Source organism: Paenibacillus baimaensis (assembly GCF_025567575.1).
In genome coordinates, this window is the sequence record NZ_JAOQIO010000033.1 from 52,517 (window position 1) to 76,167 (window position 23,651).

The window sequence follows — 23,651 nt, forward strand, 5'->3', positions numbered from 1 at the left end:
AGCCCATGGCAGAAAAAACAGATTTTTTCCAAAGTCAAACCGTCAAGAATTTTAACCAGGAAATTGAGAAATACCACCTGGGTCCGCTCTGGAACGCCATTCCCGAGCTGATGCATAAGCAGCCGACTCCGCACGCCGTAGCGTATTTATGGAAATGGGAAACGCTTTACGCAAAGCTTATGGAGGCGCGTGAAATCTTTACACCGGACCGGGGCGGAGAGCGGCGGGCGATTTATTTGCAAAATCCCGGATTAACGAATCGCCAGCCATGGGGCTGGGCGTCGACGACACAAACGTTGTACGCGGCCGTTCAACTGTTACTGCCTGGTGAAACCGCCCCTTCCCATCGTCATACGCAAAGCGCTCTCCGGTTTATTATGCAAGGAAATGGCGCCTATTCTATCGTGCAGGGCGAACGTTTTTTTATGGAGGAAGGCGATTTCCTGACTACTCCTAAAGATCTGTGGCACGGCCACGCCCACCTCGGCGATAAGCCGATGATTTGGATGGACTGCCTGGATATTCCAACGATCTATGCGATCGGCGGGACATTCTTCGAAAGTTATCCGGAACGCATAGAGCAGCCGAATGTGCCGGACTACTTCAGCCCTGGGCGGTATGAGGGCGGTATGGTTCGTCCGATATCTGACCGGGAGCCGAAGATTGCACCGGTTGGTTCCTATAAGTGGTCCCAAACGCTAGCAGCTCTCGAAGGCTTAAGCCGCTTTGAGCCGGACCCGTATGATGGCTATGCCGTTGAATTTATTAACCCTAGCAATGGGAAAACAGCCAACCCAAACATTGCCGCTTGGATGCAAAAGCTGCCGGGAGGCTTCCACTCGAAAGCTCACCGCCATACCAGTTCAAGCATTTATCAGGTGTTCAAGGGTTCCGGCTGCTCGATCATCAATGGCGTTCGCTTTGATTGGTCGCAGGGCGATTTCCTTGTCATCCCGAATTGGGCTTGGCATGAGCATATCGCTGCTGAGGATGCTTATATGTTCTCCGTGAGTGATAGCCCGATAATGGATAAATTCGAGCTTCAGCGCGAAGAGAGCTATGAGGCCGACTCAGGCCATCAGACGGTCGTAGACGAATTCAAACCGCTTTTGCCTTAATTCTTAGAATAAACCTGATTTAGATAAGCCTGCTTGAGATCCCGATCACAAGCAGGCTCTTAGGTATGCCGGCGGCTTGGTGCATGGCCGACAAGGTCATGGCTGGATAATCCGCACGACAACCGGTAGACTGCACGCAAATAGCCCCCTCCAATCAAGGAAGGGGCTGAGGGGTATGCCAAATTATTCTTTATACGACTTGTTGATTTCTTCGATGATTTTATTGCCTCCGCCTTGCAACCAGCTTTCGGACGCTTTCTCAATGGCATTAATCGGATCACGGCCCATAATGATTTTTGTGACGCTTTCCATAAACTTGGCGTTCAGATTGGCACCGCTGCGAATCATGGTCTCGGATTCCAGCCCTGCCGCCTGATTGGCATACTTATATTTCTTGTTTTCTATGAACATGTCGCCGATCTTTTTGTTTTGAGACGGTTCATCCCATTTGTACATTTGAATACTTGGATCAAAGGGACGGAACACCCAGTTATTTATTAAGTTCTGACGGTCCTTGTCTGCCGCTTCCAGCTTCTCATATTTATCATTGGAGACTTTCTTGTAATGAACCCCTTCGATCCCGTGCTTAATGAAATCAGAGCCCTCTGGCGAAAGGAAATAATCCAGCATCATGAGGATACGGCGCTGCTTCTTCGGATCGATTTTTGCATTGATTACGTTTTTATCCAGCATATCGATATTATTCGTTCCGGTTAAGCCTGTCGGGCCTTTTGGAGGCTCTAAGGGAACGGGTACGGCGTTCGGTGCAAGCTTGGTTACGTTTTTAATTGTCGTGTTGTAATCATTTGGATTTAAATAAGCAAAGCCCACTTTACTCGACTCGAACTTCTCTACGGTCGACCTAATCTTGTTAACGCCAAAATCCTTGTCCAGCACGCCTTCATTATAGGCTTTGTTCATAAAGGTCAAAAAGTTTTTCCACTCCTCTACTTGTATCTGATAAGGGGTTAGCTTACCGTTTACATCCTTCCACTGATTCCATAAGCCGAAACCGGCCATGATAAACTCAATATCCCGAAGTGAATTGGTAGTTGAATCTATATAAAACGAAAAGCCGGTCGTATCCTGAACACCATTGCCGTCCGGATCTTTGGTTGCAAATGCCTTCGCCACTTCATAAAATTCATCCAGCGTTTTTGGTGAGGACAAGTTAAGCTTCTTTAGCCAATCCTCGCGGATGGATAAGGAATCTCTTGCTTCCGTGATATAGTAAGGAATTCCGAGTGTTTTGCCCTTCGGATTCAGCGAATTCAGTGCTTCCTGAGGAATTTTCGCCAAGTTCGGATATTGACCTAAAAGAGGCTGTGCATCAAGGAATATTCCCTGCTTCTTCCACTTATTGAATTCCGGATGAAGGACAAAAAAGACATCAGGAAAATCATTCGAAGCTGCAAGCACATTCAGCTTCTCTTTATAATTAGCAGCCGGTATCCATTGAAGCTTCAGGTCCACGTTAAACTTTTTATTTAATTCCTGGATCATCGGATGGTCTTCCGGCCAGCCTCCGCCTTGAAAGGATCGAGCCATCCAGGTGATGGTCAACTTTTCACTTATTTCACCTGTAGCCGCAGCCTTGTCATCGGACTTTTTTGGTGCTGAGAAGCCAGCATCCTGCTTTGTGCAAGCTACAATACTGCTTACTGAGAGCGCTAAAGCGCATAATACCAACAACTTCTTTTTCATTGTGTTCCCCTTTCAAATGTACAACGGTTTTTGTTATATCCTTATCATAGTGGATTTGAACAAAAACCGCTTTACACGATTCTCTGATTTCTTACCCAGAGAGAGAACAACACTTATCGCTTTCTATTATTCAGGACACTACATCTCTTAACCAAATGGTCCCATAGAAGAGCTCTCATTTTCTACATTATAATGGCAGCTTGGAGCACGCTGCCCCTCCTGGTATCATATTCCTGACAACGGTTCCCGGGTGGTAGGCGCTGGGCATAATTGGCGGCTTCTTTGAAACGCCCTTCTTCCGGTTCAATTAGCCGTATATCTGCAAGAGTATAGAGCATTAAGATTTAAACTCAATATCAGATTGAGGTGTTGCTTAAGTTAAATCCGAATAATAAAGTTGTAGACTACTCCATTAAGCTATCGTGTTCCGTTAGAGCATAATGATAGTAGGAAAGATTTCTTTAGCATTCAAATACAAAACTGGTTACTGTAAGACTACTATTAAATAGAAGAGAGCTGCTAAGACAAAACGGTATAGTGCAAACCATTCTAATCGAATTCGCTTAATCAGTTTGATGAATGTCACTACTGCAATCATTGCCACAAGAAAGGATGTCGTAAAGCCAATTAATATTAGAAAGAAATCATCAGAATTCAGCAAATCGCGACTATCGTACAAATCCAACAAGCTTGCACCGAACATAACAGGCACGGAAATAAGGAACGTAAAATCTGCGGCCGCTTTTTGGCTAGTGCCAAGCAGAAGGCCACCTGAAATCGTCGAACCCGATCTAGAAAAACCCGGATATAAAGACAAACATTGAAATACTCCAATCCCGAAAGCTTGTTTATAAGTAATCCCATCAATCGTATCAGCAGTTTCAGTTCTCCTACTCCGCGCTGCGATGATCATCAACAAGCCACCAGTAACTAGACCGATTAAAACAGGGGTTGGACCGAATAATTGGCTTTTTATTGTGTCCTTGAAGAGAAGATATACGATTAATGCTGGTAACATAGCCAAAATCATATGAATGACATTTAATCCTTTACTTTGGGAAAAATCCATTCTAATCAGATTAGCCCCTATCTCCAAATACCTTTTCCAATAAAGAATGAGAACTGCCATCACTGCACCCAACTGTATAACAATTTTAAAAGTTATTGCAGCGTCTCCCTCAAAGCTAAGCAAATAGCCTGCTAAAATAAGATGTCCAGTAGACGATACCGGTAAAAATTCAGTTAAGCCCTCTATTATGCCAAGTATTATTGCTTTAATTACATCAGTCATCAGTGGATATCCCCCTTACGGAATTAAACTCGTTCAACAATTTCCAGTATAAGGGAGATATCAATATATACCCATCGATTGACCTAACAATATTCAATTCAGTATGACATAATTGTCACATTGCTCATTACTTTAGTACCTTGAACTTGTCCTTCCCGGTAAAGGAATCAATTTCTTGTCCCTCGACAGCTTCCTTCTAATTTACTGTGACTTTCGGTTCGATTCCCCCTTATACTGCTTTTATCATACAAGCTCATATGCGAATCTGGGATCTATCTGTATCCTTCTTTTCGTAACAGACCTGTTCATATCGGTTTGAGTTCATCCTTTCATTCCGGAAGTAATCATACCGCTCACAAAATAACGTTGGAATGTCAAGAAGACGGCAAGCATTGGAATCATGGTGATAACGGACATAGCCAATAGACTTCCCCAATCGACATTGAATTCACCGATAAAATTAGAAAGAGCTAACTGAATGGTGTATTTGGACGGATCGCTGATTGCAATTAATGGCCATAAGAAGTCGTCCCAACGCCACATAAAAGAGAAAATAGCCAACACAGCCAGCATGGGTTTAGCAATCGGTAATATAATGCGCCAATAGATTTTCCATTCGCTCGCACCATCCATTCTTGCCGCTTCCAACAGCTCCTCAGGCACCGTTAATAAATACTGCCTCATCAGAAACACACCTGTCGGCGTAGCTGCTGGCGGAATGATAATGGCTAACAAATTATTGTACAGACCCAAAAAACTTAGCACTTTAAAAATGGGGATCATGATGACCTCAAGCGGAATCATTAAAGTGGAAATAAACCCGATGAGAATAATGGAGCTCCCTCTAAAGGAGTACTTTGCCAAGGCAAACCCGGCCATAGAATTAATAAATAACAGTAGAATAGTTGATGAAATGGTAACTACCACACTATTTTTAAAATATAAACCGAAGTTACCTTTACCCCACGCTTCGGTAAAATGTTCAAAAGTTATAGGCTGTGGCCAAAACTTAGCCGGAAAACTGTATAAAACGTTATTCGTTTTAAAAGATGATATGACAACCCATAGCACCGGAAATATCCATAGCAAACCGATCACGATCAACACCGCGTAAACTGCAAATTTGGATAAGGCTCTCATTTCCATACTAAACAGCTCCCCCTTTCGACAAACGGAACTGTAGAGCAGAGAAGATCCCAATAATGGCAAATAGTACAACCGACATTGCACTCGCCAGCCCCAACTCCTGCTTTGTAAACCCGACCTCGTAAATGTACTGGACGATGAAAGTCGTTTCTTTACCCGGACCTCCGCCGGTTAAGGCAAACATCAGCGGAAAAGCTTTAAAGGCGTCAATCAGAGAGAGCATTACCACGAGTAAGCTTGTAGGTTTTAATAAAGGTAAAGTAATACTCCAAAACAATCTAAGCTTGGAAGCGCCGTCCAGACGACCTGCTTCATAATAGTCCACAGGGATAGCTTGCAAGCCCGCAATGAAAATGACCATGAAGAAGCCAACCCGCGACCAAACCGTGGCAATTATAACCACAATATTAGCCCAAAACGATGATGACAAAAATGCAATCGGCTCTAATCCAATCCAGGTCAGTAAGTAGTTGACGATACCAAAGGCATCACCAAAAATCCATTTCCACGTTAAACCCACAATGATAAAGGAAATCATGGTCGGCCAATAATAGATGGCTCGAAACAAACCCCTAAATCTGACTTCCTGAATCAAAAGCGAAGCAATAATGAGTGCGATACCATAGATTAAAGGAACAACTATTGCGGCGTAAATTGCAGTTTTACCTAAAGTAGACCAGAACTCCATATTTTTAAATATATCCAAATAGTTATCCAGACCAATAAATGTCATCGGATTCAATCCATCATACTCGTAGAAAGAATATAAAAGGCCAAGGATGGCGGGGATGACGATAAACACAAAAAATATAATCAAATTAGGGAGAACAAACAAATACGGAGCAATTGTAGACTTACCTCCGGATTTCGAGCTTTTGTAGGTCATAGATGCCTTAATCGGCTCACCCATTTACATGCCTCTTTTCATAAAGTGATGATTGAATGGGCTTCATCCAAACGGACGCAGCCCATTCTGATCTACTATTTACTGGCGTCGCTAATTGCTTTATCAATCAATATTGCGGATTTATCCATTGCATCTTTTGCCGTTATTTTCCCTGAGATAACTTCAACCAGGTTATTTTTCAGATCCGTCGAAAACTTGGTAACAAGAATTTGCCTTGACCAGTCGTTTGCAGCGAGCGGTGAAGTATTCTTCAGTTCATCGGCAAATATTTCGAACATATCTTTACCAAACGCGTAATCCAGCTTAGAACTGTCTTTGCGGGGACTCATGAATAATGATTCTTTGTTATATTTAGAATTGACATCCTTTGTAGTCAAATATTTAATAAAATCGGCTGATTCTTTCTCCACTCCTGAACCCTTTAATGCCATCACGAACTTCCCGCCGGGAACTGATGAACGCTGTATCCCTTTCGGCATATAGGTTACTCCCCACTCAAAATTGGTTATATCCTTGTAATTACTAATCATCCAGTTACCTGCCCAATGGGCTGCTACCGTACCGGAGCGGAATAGATTGTTCGGGTTTTCTCCTCCCAACCAGACAGATGTCGGCATAATTCCATCCGTATGAAGCTTTTTAAACATCTCAGTTGCTTTGATGCCTGCTTCGCTATTAATCGTCGCTTTAGTGCCGTCTTCACTTATCATACTACCGCCGAATTGATACAAGAGTGTAGACCAGCGGTGAGGTGTGAAATCCCAAACCATACCATATTTGGCGCCGCCTTTTTCTGTCACCTGCTTCAATGCCGCCATATATTCATCCCAAGTCCATACATTATCCGGAGAAGTCGGCACCTTAACGCCCGCTTTATTGAATAGCGTCTTGTTATAGATTAATCCGTTGGCGGTGACGTCCATCGGAGCAGCAACCAGTTTATTGTTAATCAAATAATACGGCTTAAGTGAATCGATAAATTGCTGTGTGAACTGATCGGCACTACCTACATAGGGCGTAAGATCAAGCGCTTGGTTCGCAAAAGCCCCTGTATCTGTCACACGGCTCAGTGCCGGGGGTTTACCGCCGGAGACCATTGTTTTTAATTTGGTTTGTAAATCTTTAAATGCGACCTCAATCAAGTTAATTTTGACGTTAGGATTCGCTTGTTCGTAATCCTTTATAATTCCTTTCATTACATCACCTTCGCCACCGTCAGAGAACCATACAAAATCAAGCGATACATTTTTCTTACCACTGGCCTGATCACTGCCTGGTTTCGGTCCGCATGCAGCCAAAGTAAATAACATAACTACAGAAAGCAAAAGAAATATTTTTTTCATCAAGCTCTTTTTTTTCATTACAATCAACCCCCTGTTTATTAAAAATATATTTCAACCCTATATCCATGTGATTTAGGGAAGATATTTTGCCATTTAGCCTAGTTCGCTATGCCTTCGGTAGCTTTGTGGTGATATTCCGACATATTGTTTAAAGGCTCTACTAAAATACACAGGAGTGTTAAACCCTAATTTTTCAGAAATATCCAAAACCGATCTATCGGTAGAAAGCAACATCTTTTTAGCCTCTTCGATTCGTTTGCGAATCAAATAATTATTCACCGTGTAGCCTGTTGCTTCTTTGAAGGAATGACAGATGTAGTACTTATTCAAATGTAAAACCTTAGAGAGCTCGTCGAGAGAAAAGGTTTCCGTATAATTTTGATTGATAAAATGAAGCACACGACGCACACTTGATTGTTTTTGCGAATGAGTGGGTACCGTATGAAATGAATAAAGCTGCTTCGTTTTACGGTAAATTTTGAACAACATTTGTACCAAATACGTCTTCATCATCACTTTAAAGCCAACCGATTCCTTCTCATCTTCATCTCGCAATGCTATAAACAACTCTTTTATTTGTTCACACTCCTCGGGATCCCAACGTACCAAGAGACCATTCGGGAATTGAAACAGGGAACTCAATTTATCAATCATTTCACCAGTAAGCACATCCTGTATAAATAACTCATTAAAATTCACATAGCTACGGACGTAGGGTGTTTCCTTTGACGGATTGATACGATGCAGTACACTCCCGTTAAAAATAAACATATCACCTGGTGAAGGACTATAAATAACATCCCCGATAAGCAACGTTGCGTCTCCTTGGATAAAAAAGTAAATTTCAGTACCGTAATGTGTGTGAATAGGCCAACTTTCCTGAAAGTTATCAACCTCTGATCGAACATAAATTCCGTTCTTTTCCAGAGCAAGGTTGGTCGGGCTATGAATCGAAAGCATGTTATCATTCCTCCTTTCGAACACTTAAAAAAAGCAATATTATATAAATTTATATATGTGGTAACGCTTTATATAAATTTTATCATGCTTTTATTGTTTTTGTTTTACGTATATTGCTGTTGTTTTGATCAGGATTGCTGTAAATGAAATCATCGCCGTTTTCATTCTTTCATCCATTCAACATAAGAAAAGCTCCTGATCGGAGCCGATTCGACGAAGATACATCCGTGTTTTAAATGTAGCTTTCAACCTATCCTTTCCGTAGCATATGAATAGCTTTCGAAACACAAAAAGAATGGGATCATCGTCGACAATAACCGAACATGCTCACATTCCTCGTTTCCACACATAACCATCAGCTTCAAACATGCAACAGCCTTGCAGACCACGGCTTCATTCCTGTATGCTATAGTGTGTAAAGGACGTGACCCCCTGATGTCTTATATTCAACCTTTCGGTTTGAACGAAATCCGGCTCTATTTTGCATACCAACGAAAAAGCACAGGAGTTGAGCAGTTCCAAGGTACGTTCCATGCGCATCAAGGCATCGAGATTCTGATCGTCCATGAAGGCAAGGGTACGCTTATCGTTGATCAGAAAAGCTACGAAGTAATGTCCGGCATGCTATGTGTGTTCCAGCCTTATCAGCTGCATCATATTCAGATGGAAATGACTCCGCAGACGCCCTTCGTTCGCTCTATCATTCAGTTCGAACCTTCACTCTATGAAGCGTATTTCGATAAATGGCCAAGTTTATTGGCTTTTTTTAAGCATATTCATACAAGCAAGCTGCCCTATCCTTGCCTATTTAACCTTGACGAAACGGCACAGTTTCACTCACTGTTACAAAGCTTGGAGCTTAAACAATCCACTTTGATCAAGAAGGATGAGCTCGAAGAGTACTCCTTGTTTTTGATCGCTTTTTTCCGCGAATTTAAGCCCCTTTGGGAACAAAGTAAAGGCCAGATTGGCATGGGTACGTCGCGCAAGCCCCACCAAGCAGAGCGCATACTCGTCTGGCTGGAGGGGCATTACACCGAACCGCTGCGTTTGGAGAAAATGGCCGCTGAGCTGCACCTTTCTGCACACCATTTATCCCACTTATTCAAAGAGTGTACAGGCTCCAGCATTACTGATTACGTGTTCTCAAGGCGTATGCAGCAGGCTGTTAAACTGTTAATCTCAACGGATCATGCAGTGGCTCATATCGGTGAAGCCGTTGGCATGATGAACTGCTCCTACTTTTGTAAAATGTTTAAAACGGAAATCGGCGTTACACCGCACCAATATCGGAAGCAATGGCAGAAGCAGTTTGACACCAGCTCTACTCCGTACCTGTGATCGAAATTGCATTACGTTGCGCAATCAAACACAGTTCCGCTGCTTTGAACGTATGCTCTTGCGTCATAGCGTTCTCCGTGCGATTGAGGCAATCCAAGATCAATTGACCGAAGTAAGGAAAGCCGACCTTCCCATTCACAGCGAAATGCTGCTCACCATCCTGATTCACCAGATAGACATGATCACTCGTCTGATCACGGGCTATATCCACATATTTGCGAAGTTCGATGTACCCTTTGCTGCCCAGGATCGTCATACGGCCATCTCCCCATGTGCTTAAACCATCCGGCGTCATCCAGTCTACACGGAAATAGCCGGTGGCTCCGTTATCTCCGATTAATGCCGCATCGCCAAAATCTTCAAAGTTCGGGTAATGCGGATAGTTATAGTTGGCGACTTTGCTATGAACTACCTTCGCGTCTTTCGCACCCGTATAATGAAGGAACTGCTCAATCTGATGGCTCCCGATGTCACATAAAATGCCGCCGAACTTATCCTTTTCAAAAAACCAATCCGGTCTGCTCATCAAGCTAATCCGATGCGGTCCCAGACCAATAACTTGCAGGACGCGACCTATCGCGCCTTGTTCAATCAGCTGCCCGGCATAGACAGAGCTTTCCACATGCAAGCGCTCACTGTAGTACACTGCATATTTCCGTCCTGTCTCGACGACCTTCGCACGGGCCGCTTCCAGTTGCTCCAATGTGGTAAACGGCGCTTTGTCCGTGAAGTAATCTTTACCGCTATCCATAACACGAAGCCCCAGAGGTCCGCGATCACAAGGAACTGCCGCTGCCGCAACAAGCATGACTTGGGTATCCTGCAAAATGTCATCAAGTGAGCTCGCCACCTTTACATCGGGATACGTGCTGACGAACTTATCCACTTTGGCCGGGTCCGGATCATAAACCCACTTTAATTGACCTCCCGCTTCCCTCAGCCCATTGCACATACCATAAATGTGTCCATGGTCTAACGCTGCTGCCGCAAATATAAACTCTCCAGGCTGACAAACCGCGTTGAAATTCCCTTGAGGTGCGTAATTCATACCATCGCTTTTTTGCATGTCGTGTAACTCCTCTTTTATTTATATGTACTGCCGGTTGTAATCGTTTGTGAAGCGAAATTCTCGATGGATGTCTTCTTTTCATAAAAGTGAGTCGCATTCGCCTGTACGCCACTTCTCGTGTAAAACAAATCTTCTTTCGTTAGAGGCAGTTCTACGAGCTCCCCAGTACTGGACGATTTATAAATCGCTGTAATGAGTTCAAGGGTTTTACGTCCGCTAATACCGTCAATCAGCACAAGAGCACCGGTTTCAATGGCGGTTAGCACATTATCGATTTGCCCCGTGTGGCCTTCATACACAACTTCCGGCAGCATATCATACAAGGCTTGCAGCTGTACCTCCAGCTCATGGTTCGTCTCAGGAAAGCCATTAGCTAAAGCGTTGGATGCTTTCACTTTCCAAGGTGTGGAAACTCGCGCTTTCGCTCCCTGGAAGATCAGCTGCTGCTCCTCGCCATGGTGAACAACTGAGCTGGTCACTTGCCCCAAAGAACCCTCCTCATAACGCAGCATGGCGATGGAAAGATCTTCGACCTCCGCGTTATCGTGAGACACGTTACTCATGAACGCTTGGATTTCCGTTGGACTACCCATCATCCAAAGCAACGTATCGAGGTGATGCACGGCGTGATTCAGCGTCGGGCCTCCCCCTTCTTTCTCCCATGTCCCGCGCCACCACAGATCGTAGTAGCAATGACCGCGCCACCAGAAGGAGTCGACTTGCACGTGGACAATTTTTCCCATGAGTCCGCTGTCCAGCACGGCTTTCAATTTCATCATCGGCGTTTTGAAACGGTTCTGCGCCACCACAGATAAGATCTTGCCTGTCCGCTTCGCAGTATCATTCATCAGATCGCACTCTTCGAGGGAAGAGGCCATCGGTTTTTCAACCATGACATGAGAACCCGCTTCAAGAAACTCTGTTGTTAGGGTTGCGTGCGTATAGGGAGGGGTACAAATGGAAACAAGATCAATTTCCTCCTGCAGTAGTTCCTTATAATCCTTAATCGCCCGCGCATTCAACTGAAATTGGTCAATGTGCTCCTGCGCTTTATCCTCATAAATATCACAAACCGCAACAATCGTGCACCGCTCCGGAAAATGCAGATATCCCTCAATGTGGGCCTTCGAAATCGCACCTGCCCCAATAATAGCTACCTTCAACATCCTCTTCACCCTCCCTCTCTTTGTTGTTCTTAGCATACCAAGAACGCACTGACAGATGTGATAGTATTTTGTGAAAAAATGCAACTACTTTGCGGATGAGTTCATGATCTAACCATTTCCATGGACCCGTAAGTAAAGTTAGTTGGACTGGTGTTCCACAATGTCATTTGGACATACCGTGGCTATCCTGACGCAACATCAATCCCAAAGTAGTAAAAGAATTACTGGGCCATTCCGATATTCGCATCACACTCTACTTATAGCCACGTACTGCCTTCTGTTCATAAAGAAACGGCACAGCAGTATGGCAACATGCTTTTGGGAACGCAGCAAGAGAGCAAAGAGCGTGAAGCCTCTTTCGTTGTCCCGCCATGCAGTTTGTTCAATTCCGGCTCTGATTTGTCAACGACGATTCAATAATTCGTTCCCAAGCTGAATGAATCCCCTGACTTCAACAGAGGACAGGGCGATTGCTTTTCTTAAGAAAAATAATGTCTGAATGGAGTTCATTGGCTTCCGAAAAAGCAGAAATATCATCAAAAATTTACTAATGTGACCAAACGTGTGACCACGATGAAATTCTCGGCTGATCAATACCCCATAACAAATCTAAAAACACCGGGAATTCCCGGTGCTACAACGTTTTTGTTTGGTGGAGCCAAGGGGGATGTAAGTTGCTCATTGTCGGAGTTGGTTGGCGACGTTTATTTAGCAAGGTGCTTTGGAAAAAATGAATTGACACAACCTCCACTTTAAAATAACATTAGTTACATAACATATGTTATTATTAAGGAGTTGAAGCAATGCCCCCAACAGCAGTTATCACGGAAGAGAAGATTTTAAAGGCAGCATTTGAAATTGTCCGGGTGCAAGGGTTAGAATACTTGACTGCCCGAAACATCGCACAAAAACTCAATTGCTCGACTCAACCTGTGTATCGAATCTACGATAATATGGATGAAGTTAAAGATTGTGTGTATGGAATGGCTGTAAGTCTTATGCGGGATCAAATATTCAGCCATCAGGATGACCAAAACTCGCCAGCGTTGAATATGGCGATCGGTTTTTTGCATTTTGCGAAGCAAGAGCGATATATTTTTCAGTTCGTGTATTTATCCGGATACAAAAGTTTTGATTTAAGTCACGAGGTGTTTATGGGAGACACGTTAAGTATGAAATCAATGCTTCATAGCAAGCGATTTCGAGCTATTGATGAGAATAAGCAAAAAAATATATTTATCAAAATCTCGATCTATCTCACTGGGATTGGCACAATGATCAATTCAGGCACGCTAAAGATGGATTTCGATGAAACTATAGAGATGGTTAAAGAAATGTACGAGGCATTATTGTCCTATGAAGGGAGACCACAATCATGACGCAAATGGTCGGAGAGAAAGTAGGCGAAGGCGGTTGCTCGGAAGTATTCCAATGGGGCGGGAATCAACAAATCGTGAAAGTAGCGAAGGGCAACACGAGTGTGGATGCGGTGAAAAGAGAATTTTCCAATAACATGCTCGTATGGGAGAACGGATTGCCCGCGGCCCGTCCCTATGAATTACTGGAAGTCGATGGCCGTCCCTCAATTGTCATGGAAAGAATCCACGGGGAATCGTTGATGGAGCATTTCTTCCGTTACCTTATTCAGCCTCCTTCCGAAAAAAGTCAAAATGGCGATAGTAGTGAATTTTTAAAAATCACTGCAAGATTATTGAACGAAACACATCGTTTTGGCAACCTTCCTTTGCCTTCTCAAAGAGAAATGATGATATACTCCATTCGCTCGGCAGGCTATTTAACCGCATCCGAGAAAGAACGGGTGATCCTCCATCTGGAACAATTGCCTATCAAAAAGCAAGTCTGCCATGGAGACCCTAATCCGGGAAACATCATGATTCGTGGGAACAAAGCTTTGTTCATTGATTGGATGAACGCTTCGATAGGCAACCCAGAGGCTGATTTGGCCGAATATGTCATTATGATCCGTTATGCCATCTTGCCGCCCCACGCTCCGAGCAGCGCGGTTTCCAACTTCGATTCCCTGAGAGCGCATATCATTCAAATATTTTGCGATGAGTATCGCCGTTTGTCGGGCAATTCTCTGGATGAAGTTGAAAACTGGATCATGCCTGTTGCGGCGCGTAAACTATGTGCGGATGCTATCAGCGAGGAAGAAAAAATGTTGCTTCTCGCCGAGATCAGGTCAAGACTTTAGCTATTAGGAGTTCATCTGGCTTTGGTGCAACAATTGCAACTGATCAAAGATATCCGCGATTATGGTTTTGTTATGCTGTCAAACCAAACAATTTATTGATAAATTTAACTGTAGAAAGGACAGACGGATGATAGCATTCGATCTGTCCTTTCTTTATCATATGCATGACTTCGATTCCGGCAATTGTTTCCGAAAAAGCTTGTCCCGCCTAGAATTAATATTTCCTTCATCGAATCCTAGCATAATCCCCGATTGCTTTTGATTTGGCCAAAAAAGTACAACTGAAGATGCCGTGTACGGTCAATGGTTTGCAGCTTTAATGGTCTACGTTTTACTTAAATGGCTGTTTGACGTCTCAAAGGCAACAGTCCCTCCGCATACGAAGCTCTCTTTTGTCCAATTTTCGCGATTGCTCATTCTTAGTAGGCTTCCATTTGTATGGATTGTGAACATTCAGTTATGGGTTCAAACATACAACGATCTTGGGGTTACTTGAGTTACATATTTTGGTTAATCAACAGGTCTGATTAAGGAACATGCTGATGCGGACGATTGATTACAACTTTTAATTGCAAGCATTGCTAATTTAGCCTTTTTTATTAAAGAAGCTATATGTATCCATCGGAATTCTCTATTTCGAGCTATGCTAAGGTAATCTTAAGGTTATGCTTAAGTTAACCTTAGACTGAGAGTTTATAATAAATTCATGGAAGTCGGTAAAATATGTTACTTAGAATTAGTACCTCAGCTTTTCTCAGTAAGATATTTAGCGATACTTAATAAATTATAAAAGGTGGAGTTTGTATGAGAAACAAAAAATCTTGGATGGCTGCAATTCTTTCGACCGCACTTTTGTTCGGTGGATCGTTCACCCTAACCACAAAGGCTTATGCCGATGATGATTCGGAGATCGTTACCGTTAAACCTCCTGTGAATATTCAACATATCGTTTCCGATTGGAGGAGCCAACTCTTAAGCAAATCGTACGCTATCACAAATACCGATAGGGATTACCTGGAGTTCCATGATGCTTTAGCAGACGGACAAACGCTAGCAGTTGCATCAGGACTCAGCAGCAAGGAGTTCAGCAATAAAATGACAACCATGGCGGAATATACTCTAGATCAAGTTTCGCAAGCCTTTACGATCAGTAACGAGCAAATGAATACGCTAAGAATGGAATTGTACAAAGAAATCGAATCCGCTGCTACAGTTCCCGGGTACACTGGGGCAGCCGGAGAAAAAAGCTTTGATTTCAATGCGGTACTGCAGCAGAGACTGGAACAAATCAAAACCGTTGCACTCGGCCTCTCGAATGAGGAATTCATTGATATCAAGAACAGGCTCGACGAAGGCCAACCCATTGCGGTAGCCGCCCGCATCAATGAAGCTGATTTGATAAACTCGCTTGCCAATCCAGTCCTTCAAAAAATTGAGGAAGCAGTGAACCGAAAATGGATCAGTTCCGAAGAAGGCTCTAAATTGGCCAATCAAGCAATGACTACTATTGGATCTACGGTAAAAAAGACGGACCTCCACCAAGCTTCGAAATTTAACACAGCCCGCTTTTTGAAAGAACATCTTCAATCCGTCGTCACAGCCGCTTACCTTGTATCCTCTAATGATGATCTTGATTTTCAGAATATGCAGCAGGCCTACAAAGCAGGAGCTACTCTTACTCAATTAACCGGACTATCTGTAGGCGAGTTGGCATCGCGCATCGTAAAGCTCTGGGAACCTGAACTCGCCGAATTGCCGGAAAATGCCCGCAATGATGTGCTGCAGCAAGCCCTAAACTTAGTCACTCAATCCGTAAGTGTAAGTTCTCCTTTGAAAGGGCAATGACTCGGTGAATTTTTGAATCACTAAAAAATGTTTTAGTTTGGCGTTTCGCTTGTTTCCTGCTTTACAATGACTAGATTCAATAACAAGAGAAGCCCGTTCAACCGAACGCGCTTCTCTTGTTATTTTTATCCCAATACTTTCACTTCTTCTACCATCATATCTGCAAGTGTTAGCACATGTCTTTAAATGCTGCATTATTTTCTTTTGAGAAAATCGGTATTAACACTTCATCCACCAATTGGTTCAGATGCGCATTCGATACATCTCCGCCATGTATCATGTTCTCAGCACGGTCTTGTTTTAACAATTTTCTATTTCATTTACGCATTCAAACAGTCCAAAAAAGTCATTGTACCTTTAACTCTATTTAGATTCAAAAGCTTCACTGCATCTACATGCGCATTATTCTTAGCAGAAATCGGGACCAATGGACCAATGCTTGATCGTGTATTGCCGAACCAAAGAAAAGCCGCATCCCGAAGTCCAAAGACTTTAGGCTGCGGCTTAATGGTTTAGTTCAAGGTTGTAAGCAATCGTTTCGCATGCCCGCTTGACGTTTCGGTCAGTTCATACACATTTACGACAATCGGAAATTCAAATTGTTCGCTCTGGATATTGTTAGTCAAAATCGTTTGCGTACCACTAATTAACTGCTGATTGCCAGTAAAGACGCCTTCGGCCGTACCGAGCACGCGCCCCAGCTTATCGATCACCTCAAAATGCAGCTTGGAAAATCCTGAATCCACCACTACATTCTCGACCTGCTTGATATCCAAATTCAATTTGATTTTATAAGAATACGAACTATTTGATGCGTTATAGTTTGTGCTTGTACTCCAATCCACCAAATTTACATCGAAAGGATACATCTTGAGGAGCTTGCTGCCCTCATGCTGCTGAAGCTGCGGCTGCAACGAAGCTGCGACGAGCTTATACGGGGATGCCGCTTTGGTATCCAGCAGCTTAAGCGTCAGTGAGCTGCCCGACTCGGTCTGCGGGACATGGAACGCATAGCTCACGACATAACTTAACCCCGGGTTCAGAGTGGCGCTCATATTGCTTTGCCGTGCACCAGCATATGCCGCTCCTCCGGATCCGGCCAACTCCGTTTCAAAGTTAAGCATAGGTACTGGTTTATCACTTAGATTGATGAGCTTAAATTTGGCTATCGCCGTTTTGTAGCCCTCTTTCGGATTTTGCTGAAAGTGCAGCTCCATCAGCGACACTTCCGTTTGATCAAGCATCTTCGACATCGGATCTAACGTAATTCGTTGCCCCATGGTATAGGAACCGTTTGCGCTTGCCGGATCTGCATACCCCCCTTCCGGAAGAAACAGCGTAAGTTTTCCTGTGTCGATCGCTATGCCTGTCGAAGATCCGCTGCTCATGAACATATCCGTCGTCATCACGAGTAAGCTGCTTACGCTTACGTTATTTTCAAGGGGGATAACCGTATAAATGTATGTTTTCTCTCCGGGCTCAAGTGCAGTGTTTTCCGTATCGGTCCGTTTGCCCGTGTAAGTATTGGATTCCGTCCGTGCGTCCAGACGAAAGTCTGGGACGATTTCCCGTCCGGAACCCGGATTTTCAGCCAGCAAGGTCACAACAGCCGTTGGACCCGAATCCGCATGTTGTACGGAGTATCCAACCGGCGTATAACGCAGACTTGAGTTGAGTCTCGGGATCGTAAACGTTTCTCTCCAAGCCAGAGACTTCAGCTTAGCAGCCGCATTCACGGCTCCGTACCATACCTGATCATTTAACGGCAAAGAGAGCAATACCTTTTCTTGCTTTGGGTACGTATATTCGTCCACTTTCACCAAGCTCAGACTTGTGACTTGGACAGGTGTGCTGCTGTCGATTACGCTCATATAAACAAGCTCTGCGATCTCCGAAGGCTGTAGCGCTTTTCGGTTGTTCGAGCTTGGATCCAGCTTCATCTCCACGCCGTCCGACAATTGCACCCGGAGCTCATGATCCGGAATCCGGGTTTTCTCAGAACCTCCGTTATACACCCTGACTGTGGCTGCAATCCGGTAGCCTTCTTTGGTCGGTTCTATGGAGACGCTTTTCACGGTAGCCTGGATATCCTGCACTAAACCGTATTGGCTTTGGGATATAGTTACAACAGCATCGTGAGTATCTGAAGGAAGCCCTGTATTTGATGCTGAGGCCTCCCCATGAATCAAACTTACACTCAACATAACCGCCGCAATTCCGATTTTCCAAGATCTGTTCATCATTTTTTCTCAGCTCCGTTAAGTTCTTGGTTTTGCATCTGTCCGTCTTTCAATCGATTTTGACCCGTAACGACCAGCAGCTCACCTTCATTTAAGCCTAATAGTACTTCTTGATATTGTCCATTAATACGGCCAAGCTTTACTTTTCTTTTCTGATATTGGTCAGCTTGCTGTACAAACACGTAGGTGTCAGATCCTTCCCGTATTGCACTTAGCGCTGGAATTGCAATAACGGATTGTTCCGATTCCGTTGTAAGCTGTACAAGAACGCGCGAACCGGGTTTGATCGCATGATCCGCATTGGGTACCCCCAGTTCCAACGTGTAGTTCTTTGTTTGGGAGCTCATTATAGGAGCCATATAACTGATTTTCACCGTTATTTTCTTATCAGGAGTATCCGGATTATAGTAGACGAGTTCGCTTTTGGCCTTCACAAGTTGGTAATTGTTTTCCGAAAGCTCAGTTGTAATCTTAATCGGGTCGATTTGCTGAACCTGACCCGCTACTTTAGTAGTTGATACCGATTGTCCAACTGCAAGTTCAAAATCGGTAAGAATCCCGCCGGCCGGTGCTTTGACGTTATAATGGTCCAACATACGTATAGAGTCTTCTAAAGCCAATGCAGCCGTTTTATCTTGATTATCGTAAGTAGCAAGCAAGTTTTGGCTATCATTTGCAGCCAATTTGTTTTGGGCTGACTCTAGATTCATTTGGGCCGTATCCACTTTTTGCCGGCTTAGGGTAATATCGTGCTCGGTCGCCAGACCGGAATCAAAACTATTGCGCAGCTTATTATAATCGTTCTGTGCATTGGTAAGTTCGATCTTTGCCTTCTCAACAGAAGCAGTCAGATCCTTATGGTTGTTCGTTTGATCCTCTTTTGCTTTTTGATAAGAATCCCGGGTACTTTTGAGGGCGAGTTCATTTTTTTGGCGGTTTGATTCCGCATCTTTGCTATCAATGCGAAACAGTATATCCCCTTTTTCAACATAATCGCCTTTCTTTCTGATCACCTCTACCACTTGCCCGCTTACCTTCGGTACCACATCAATGACACTTACTGCTGTAACCTCTGCAACCTGTTCTACCGGGCTGCCGATGTTTTTCTTCGTGACCGCTTCTGTTTCAACAGCCCTTACCTTTAAATCCGTTTGTACAGCATTTGGATCTTGGGCCGAACACCCCGTTACCAATGCAACAACAACGGTAAGTATTGCAATCGTGTGTAACGATGCCAGCCTTTTAAAATAAGCATGATTTGTCTTTAATCTCTTCATATCTCCGCCTCCTATAATTCCAACGTGCCTGTCTCATCCAAGACCGACTTCTTGTTGTTTCGCTTAAATGCCTGCGACATGCGTATTTTAATCGAATCGAGCATCTCATAAACTACTGGCACGACGACCAAGGTAAGTACTGTAGAAGTTACTAAGCCGCCTATAACGACGATACCCAACCCTTTCCCAATCAATTCTCCTTCTCCTGAGAGACCAAGAGCAAGCGGAATTAAAGCCGTGATCGTCGCTCCTGCTGTCATGATAATCGGCCGAAGCCGGACCCTTCCTGCTTCCAGGAGTGCGTGCCGCACCGTATAGCCTTCTACCTGGAGCTGCTGCGCCCGGTCAATTAAGACAATCGCATTCGTAACTACGATTCCAATCAGCATCATAAAACCAACCATAGATGTGACGGAAAGGGGCTCATTAATGGCCACAAGACCGATCAAACCGCCGATGGCAGCCAACGGCAGAGAGAATAAAATCGCAAACGGGGCCGATGCGTTGCCGAAAGCCAAAACCATAATCAAATATACGATGGCGATGGCGACGGCCATAGCGGCGATTAATTGCGTAAAGCTTTCATTAATATCGGAGGATACACCTTTCACTTCACGCGATACGCCGTCTGGTAATTCAACGTTTTGAAGTTCATGTGAAACCCTCTTGCTTACGCCGTTTTTGTCTAAGTTATTAATTTTCGCTGTAACACTAACCGTCTGTTTTTGACCTTCCCGCGAGAGTGTGGCCGGGGCTTTGACCTCGCTTATTTTAGCTACTTCCTTTAAGAAAACGGTTGTGCCTGTTGAGCTTGTGAACGAAATGTTGCCCAGCTTCTCAAGAGAATCCGTATTCGCAGTATTCATGGACACAGTTGTGGTGTACATCAAGTTATCGAATTTTAAATCGCCTAACTCTTGTTTTTGAATCCAGGAACGCGCCGTATCCCGTACGGTTGAAGCATTTAGTCCGTAGGTTCTCGCTTTTTTCTGATCGACTGCAATCTGTACTTCCATCTTGGCATCGCTCAGGTTGTCCTCAATTTCACTAAGCTCAGAGAACTCTTTCAATTTTTCTTTTATTCTACCCGCTGCAGCTTCAAGCAGCTTTTGATCTTCGCCTCTTAACGAATATTCAAAATCGGATGCGGCTGAATTCTCCCCTCCAAGCGACTTGGATTCAATCTCAGAACCCGGCGGAAGCTCAGTCAAAATTAAATCTTTTACTTCATCTTTTAGTTTTACCGCATCAACTTGCCCGTTCGCTTCCACATAAATTTGCGCGGCGTTCGGTGCTTGTTGATCTCCGTCCCCGTTATACCCGACTAAAGCTTCAACAAAATGAAACGCCTTATTGCCGTGGATATCTTTCGTTTCCATCAGAATTCCTTCAAGCTCTTTGGAGATTCCGTCCATGGTGTCGAAGGAAGTATCGTTAGGCAGCTTTAACTGGAAATACATCGTATTGGACGGCTTTCCATCCGGTAAGAAGGTTATCTTCAGGAATGGATACACAGAAGCTATCGTAACTACAAACAAAAGTACAGAGAGAAGTAACGTGCGGATTCGATGAGTTAAGCTCCATTCCAGCACATTCCTGTAAAATGTCAGTATTCGGCCCGGTTTTTCATCTTCATGAGAAGCATGCGCATGCGTGCCCTGCAATACGAGAAGCTTGGCCAACAGTGGAATAACCGTCAACGCAACCAACAAGGAAGAGAGCAATGCAGCGGCCAATGTAATGGAAAACGGCTTGAACACTTCACCGATAATCCCGCTCACTAAACCCATAGGAGCAAATACACCAGCCGTTGCCAGCGTAGAAGAAGTGATGGCCGACGATACCTGTTTCGTTGCCAATAAAATAACGGACTCATTTCTTTTTTGCGCCTTTTCCAGCGATACGTATATATTCTCAATGACAACAATAGAATCGTCGACAACGCGTCCGACCGCTATGAATATTCCGCCTAATGTCATGGTATTTAAAGTCAAGCCCAGCTGCCACATCAGCAGTAGCGTAATCATTATAGAAAGCGGAATGGAAACCAAAACGATAAGCGTCATCCGAACATTTCGCAAGAAGATCAGAATCATAAGTGCCGCCAGGATTGCGCCTACAATACCTTCACGAAGCAATCCGTTGATTGATTCCTTGATTTCGTGCGAACCATCGAAAGTGCTTTTAAACGTTACGTTCGGCATGGATATTTTCCACTCTTCGATTTGAGCATTAATCGCATCGGAAAATTCCACCGCGTTAGCACTGCTTGCTTTGTACAATACGATTCCGATAGCTGGCTTTCCATCAAACCGGCTATTGAAATCCGACTCCATGATTGATTTCAATGAGGCTACTTGAGAAAGCAATATGGTACCATGACGATTGGTAGTTATTTCTATATTTTCAATTTCAACCAAACTCGTTATATCTCCGGTGACACGCGCCATCTTTTCATTACCGCTTAGCTTTACGGTGCCTACTGAGCTTTTGGTGACCGCAGCACGAATGAAAGTTGTCACTTGTGAAGGTGTAAGACCATAATAGTTTAGAGCATCCGCGTTCAATTCGATGTCCAGGCTGGAGTCACGGGCGCCGATGGCATCCAGGTGATCAATTCCGTTAAGCGCTAGCAAACGGGGCTCAATGATATCCGAATATAACTGATCCAGCTTTTCTTGGCTCATCCCGTTGTCCGTATAGGCGACCAAATAATTAGACGGAGAAGATGATAACCCCATCGTCGATACTTTCGGCGGTTTGGCCGCATCCGGCAGCTCCACCTCTTGGAGCAGACTTTCGATTTCTTGCTTCTTCTTATCGGTATCCACCCCTTGTATAAAACTAACAACTACCGTTGAAAAGCTATCGCTGGATTTTGATGTTATTTTTTCCAAATCCTTAATATTTGCGAACTTCTCTTCAATAGGTTCGGTAACCTCATCCATTACATCCTTGGGAGAACCGATATATTCGGTAGTAACAATAACAATGGGAAGCGAGATGTCAGGCAAGTTTTCTACCTTCAACTCTTTAGCAGAATAAATTCCGCCGGCGAACAAAAGAATCATGATAATGAACAAAGCAGCAACATTCTTCATCGAGAATTTGATAAGACGATCCATTTCTTTACACTCCCATCTCCAATAAACGGCTAACGATCACTACATCACAGTTCATTTCTCAAACGAATCCGCTTCTTGCTTCATCTCCCCGGGCCCCCCACCTTCTAGTCTTTTAGTAAAACTTCATCATAGCTGAGTGACTGTAATTGATATGAGTCATTATTTCTAAACTCCATTTCTCATTGTTTCATTATAAAGAAGTTTTCTAAAGACAGCATAAGCAAAGTCTTTAGATTACCTAAATATCTAAATGTACGGTGAAAAACGAATTATCCGAAGTCACGCACAAAAAAGCTCCCAAACTACAGGAGCTGACTTTGGATAATTCCATTGGACTAAACTGCGGCGGGTTAGCATCAACTGCTGTTTTGCCGTCAATCTTTGAATTGCACTTTTGACGCTGGACTTTATTTACCTTAAGGGAGACGGTTTAACCTCAGGCGGAATCGGACATAAATACGTCTCCCCACCCCGTCTGTTGTCAAATTCTTCTTTAGCTTTTGCTACCAGTTCAGGATTTTCCAGCAGCTCTGCACCTGCAAGCGCCATAACTTTACCTGCATGTAACATGCCTTTGTGGCAAAGGTCCGATTTCCCTTGTGCAACCTGCTGCCATGAATGTGGCGATGTATCTTTCGCATAGGTAACTGCTTGGAATGATACTGTTGGCACATTCCAGCTTACATCCCCCAAATCGCTAGAACCCATCGCTACAATTTCAATAGGCTCAAACGGAAAGATAATGTCTATTATTTCCTTGCCGGAGAACTGCTTGGCAACCTCCTGCCAACTTCTCCGAACATACTGTTCGCAATGAATTCATCAAGGTGCTTCTCCTTCCCGCTCAAAGTTTCCCTGATCTTCCTGGCATATTCTAAGTCTTTATCATTTACAGGCACAGGGC

The 23,651-nt window shown here is 43.9% G+C and carries 17 protein-coding genes; 5 read left to right on the forward strand and 12 right to left on the reverse strand.

Annotated features, from left to right (window positions below; all coding sequences use genetic code 11):
* Positions 1–5: 5 nt before the first annotated feature.
* Entirely contained in the window at positions 6–1,118 is a 1,113-nt protein-coding gene (locus OB236_RS11010) for a cupin domain-containing protein (protein WP_262684038.1), read from the forward strand.
* Positions 1,119–1,301: 183 nt separating this feature from the next.
* Here OB236_RS11010 and OB236_RS11015 read toward each other — a convergent pair whose 3' ends face one another.
* The 6 genes from OB236_RS11015 to OB236_RS11040 all read right to left on the reverse strand — a co-directional run bounded on the left by OB236_RS11015 (position 1,302) and on the right by OB236_RS11040 (position 8,469).
* Positions 1,302–2,822, reverse strand: coding sequence for an extracellular solute-binding protein (locus tag OB236_RS11015; RefSeq protein WP_262684039.1), 1,521 nt, complete (start codon positions 2,820–2,822; stop codon positions 1,302–1,304).
* Between the two features lie 484 nt (positions 2,823–3,306).
* Positions 3,307–4,113 carry an undecaprenyl-diphosphate phosphatase gene (locus tag OB236_RS11020; RefSeq protein ID WP_262684040.1) on the reverse strand — a complete coding sequence of 269 codons (807 nt, stop codon included), beginning with the start codon at positions 4,111–4,113 and terminating at the stop codon, positions 3,307–3,309.
* 321 nt (positions 4,114–4,434) lie between these two features.
* Positions 4,435–5,253 carry a carbohydrate ABC transporter permease gene (locus tag OB236_RS11025; RefSeq protein WP_372237381.1) on the reverse strand — a complete coding sequence of 273 codons (819 nt, stop codon included), beginning with the start codon at positions 5,251–5,253 and terminating at the stop codon, positions 4,435–4,437.
* A 7-nt stretch (positions 5,254–5,260) separates the two neighbouring features.
* Positions 5,261–6,169, reverse strand: a complete 909-nt coding sequence (locus tag OB236_RS11030; RefSeq protein WP_408638441.1) for a carbohydrate ABC transporter permease — start codon at positions 6,167–6,169, stop codon at positions 5,261–5,263.
* A 71-nt stretch (positions 6,170–6,240) separates the two neighbouring features.
* A complete protein-coding gene (locus OB236_RS11035; RefSeq protein ID WP_262684041.1) occupies positions 6,241–7,527 on the reverse strand; it encodes an ABC transporter substrate-binding protein in 1,287 nt (428 codons plus the stop codon).
* A gap of 75 nt (positions 7,528–7,602) precedes the next feature.
* Positions 7,603–8,469, reverse strand: coding sequence for an AraC family transcriptional regulator (locus tag OB236_RS11040; protein WP_262684042.1), 867 nt, complete (start codon positions 8,467–8,469; stop codon positions 7,603–7,605).
* A gap of 435 nt (positions 8,470–8,904) precedes the next feature.
* Here OB236_RS11040 and OB236_RS11045 point away from each other — a divergent pair, with 435 nt between their 5' ends.
* Entirely contained in the window at positions 8,905–9,810 is a 906-nt protein-coding gene (locus tag OB236_RS11045) for an AraC family transcriptional regulator (protein ID WP_076235361.1), read from the forward strand.
* Here OB236_RS11045 and OB236_RS11050 read toward each other — a convergent pair.
* Entirely contained in the window at positions 9,794–10,876 is a 1,083-nt protein-coding gene (locus OB236_RS11050) for a Gfo/Idh/MocA family protein (RefSeq protein ID WP_262684043.1), read from the reverse strand. The two genes, OB236_RS11045 and OB236_RS11050, sit on opposite strands and share 17 nt — an antisense overlap.
* Positions 10,877–10,893: 17 nt before the next feature.
* Positions 10,894–12,045, reverse strand: a complete 1,152-nt coding sequence (locus OB236_RS11055) for a Gfo/Idh/MocA family protein (protein ID WP_262684044.1) — start codon at positions 12,043–12,045, stop codon at positions 10,894–10,896.
* Positions 12,046–12,848: 803 nt separating this feature from the next.
* Between OB236_RS11055 and OB236_RS11060 the strand changes: the two genes are divergently transcribed.
* From OB236_RS11060 to OB236_RS11070, 3 genes are all read left to right on the forward strand, one after another.
* A complete protein-coding gene (locus OB236_RS11060) occupies positions 12,849–13,424 on the forward strand; it encodes a TetR/AcrR family transcriptional regulator (protein WP_262684045.1) in 576 nt (191 codons plus the stop codon).
* Positions 13,421–14,260: a phosphotransferase gene (locus OB236_RS11065; protein WP_262684046.1), complete on the forward strand. Its 840-nt coding sequence runs from the start codon at positions 13,421–13,423 to the stop codon at positions 14,258–14,260. The genes OB236_RS11060 and OB236_RS11065 overlap by 4 nt, the downstream gene beginning before the upstream one ends.
* 804 nt (positions 14,261–15,064) lie before the next feature.
* Positions 15,065–16,105, forward strand: coding sequence for a hypothetical protein (locus tag OB236_RS11070; protein WP_262684047.1), 1,041 nt, complete (start codon positions 15,065–15,067; stop codon positions 16,103–16,105).
* Positions 16,106–16,617: 512 nt separating this feature from the next.
* On the opposite strand, the gene OB236_RS11075 is transcribed toward OB236_RS11070, so the two are convergent.
* The 4 genes from OB236_RS11075 to OB236_RS11090 form a co-directional block, all read right to left on the reverse strand.
* The gene (locus OB236_RS11075) at positions 16,618–18,348 is read right to left on the reverse strand and encodes a hypothetical protein (protein ID WP_262684048.1); all 1,731 of its coding nucleotides are present in this window, start codon (positions 18,346–18,348) and stop codon (positions 16,618–16,620) included.
* On the reverse strand, positions 18,345–19,622 hold the full coding sequence (locus OB236_RS11080) for an efflux RND transporter periplasmic adaptor subunit (protein ID WP_262684049.1): 1,278 nt from the start codon (positions 19,620–19,622) through the stop codon (positions 18,345–18,347). The genes OB236_RS11075 and OB236_RS11080 overlap by 4 nt, the downstream gene beginning before the upstream one ends.
* An 11-nt stretch (positions 19,623–19,633) precedes the next feature.
* Entirely contained in the window at positions 19,634–22,747 is a 3,114-nt protein-coding gene (locus OB236_RS11085; RefSeq protein ID WP_262684050.1) for an efflux RND transporter permease subunit, read from the reverse strand.
* 411 nt (positions 22,748–23,158) lie between these two features.
* The gene (locus OB236_RS11090) at positions 23,159–23,419 is read right to left on the reverse strand and encodes a hypothetical protein (protein WP_262684051.1); all 261 of its coding nucleotides are present in this window, start codon (positions 23,417–23,419) and stop codon (positions 23,159–23,161) included.
* Positions 23,420–23,651: the final 232 nt, after the last annotated feature.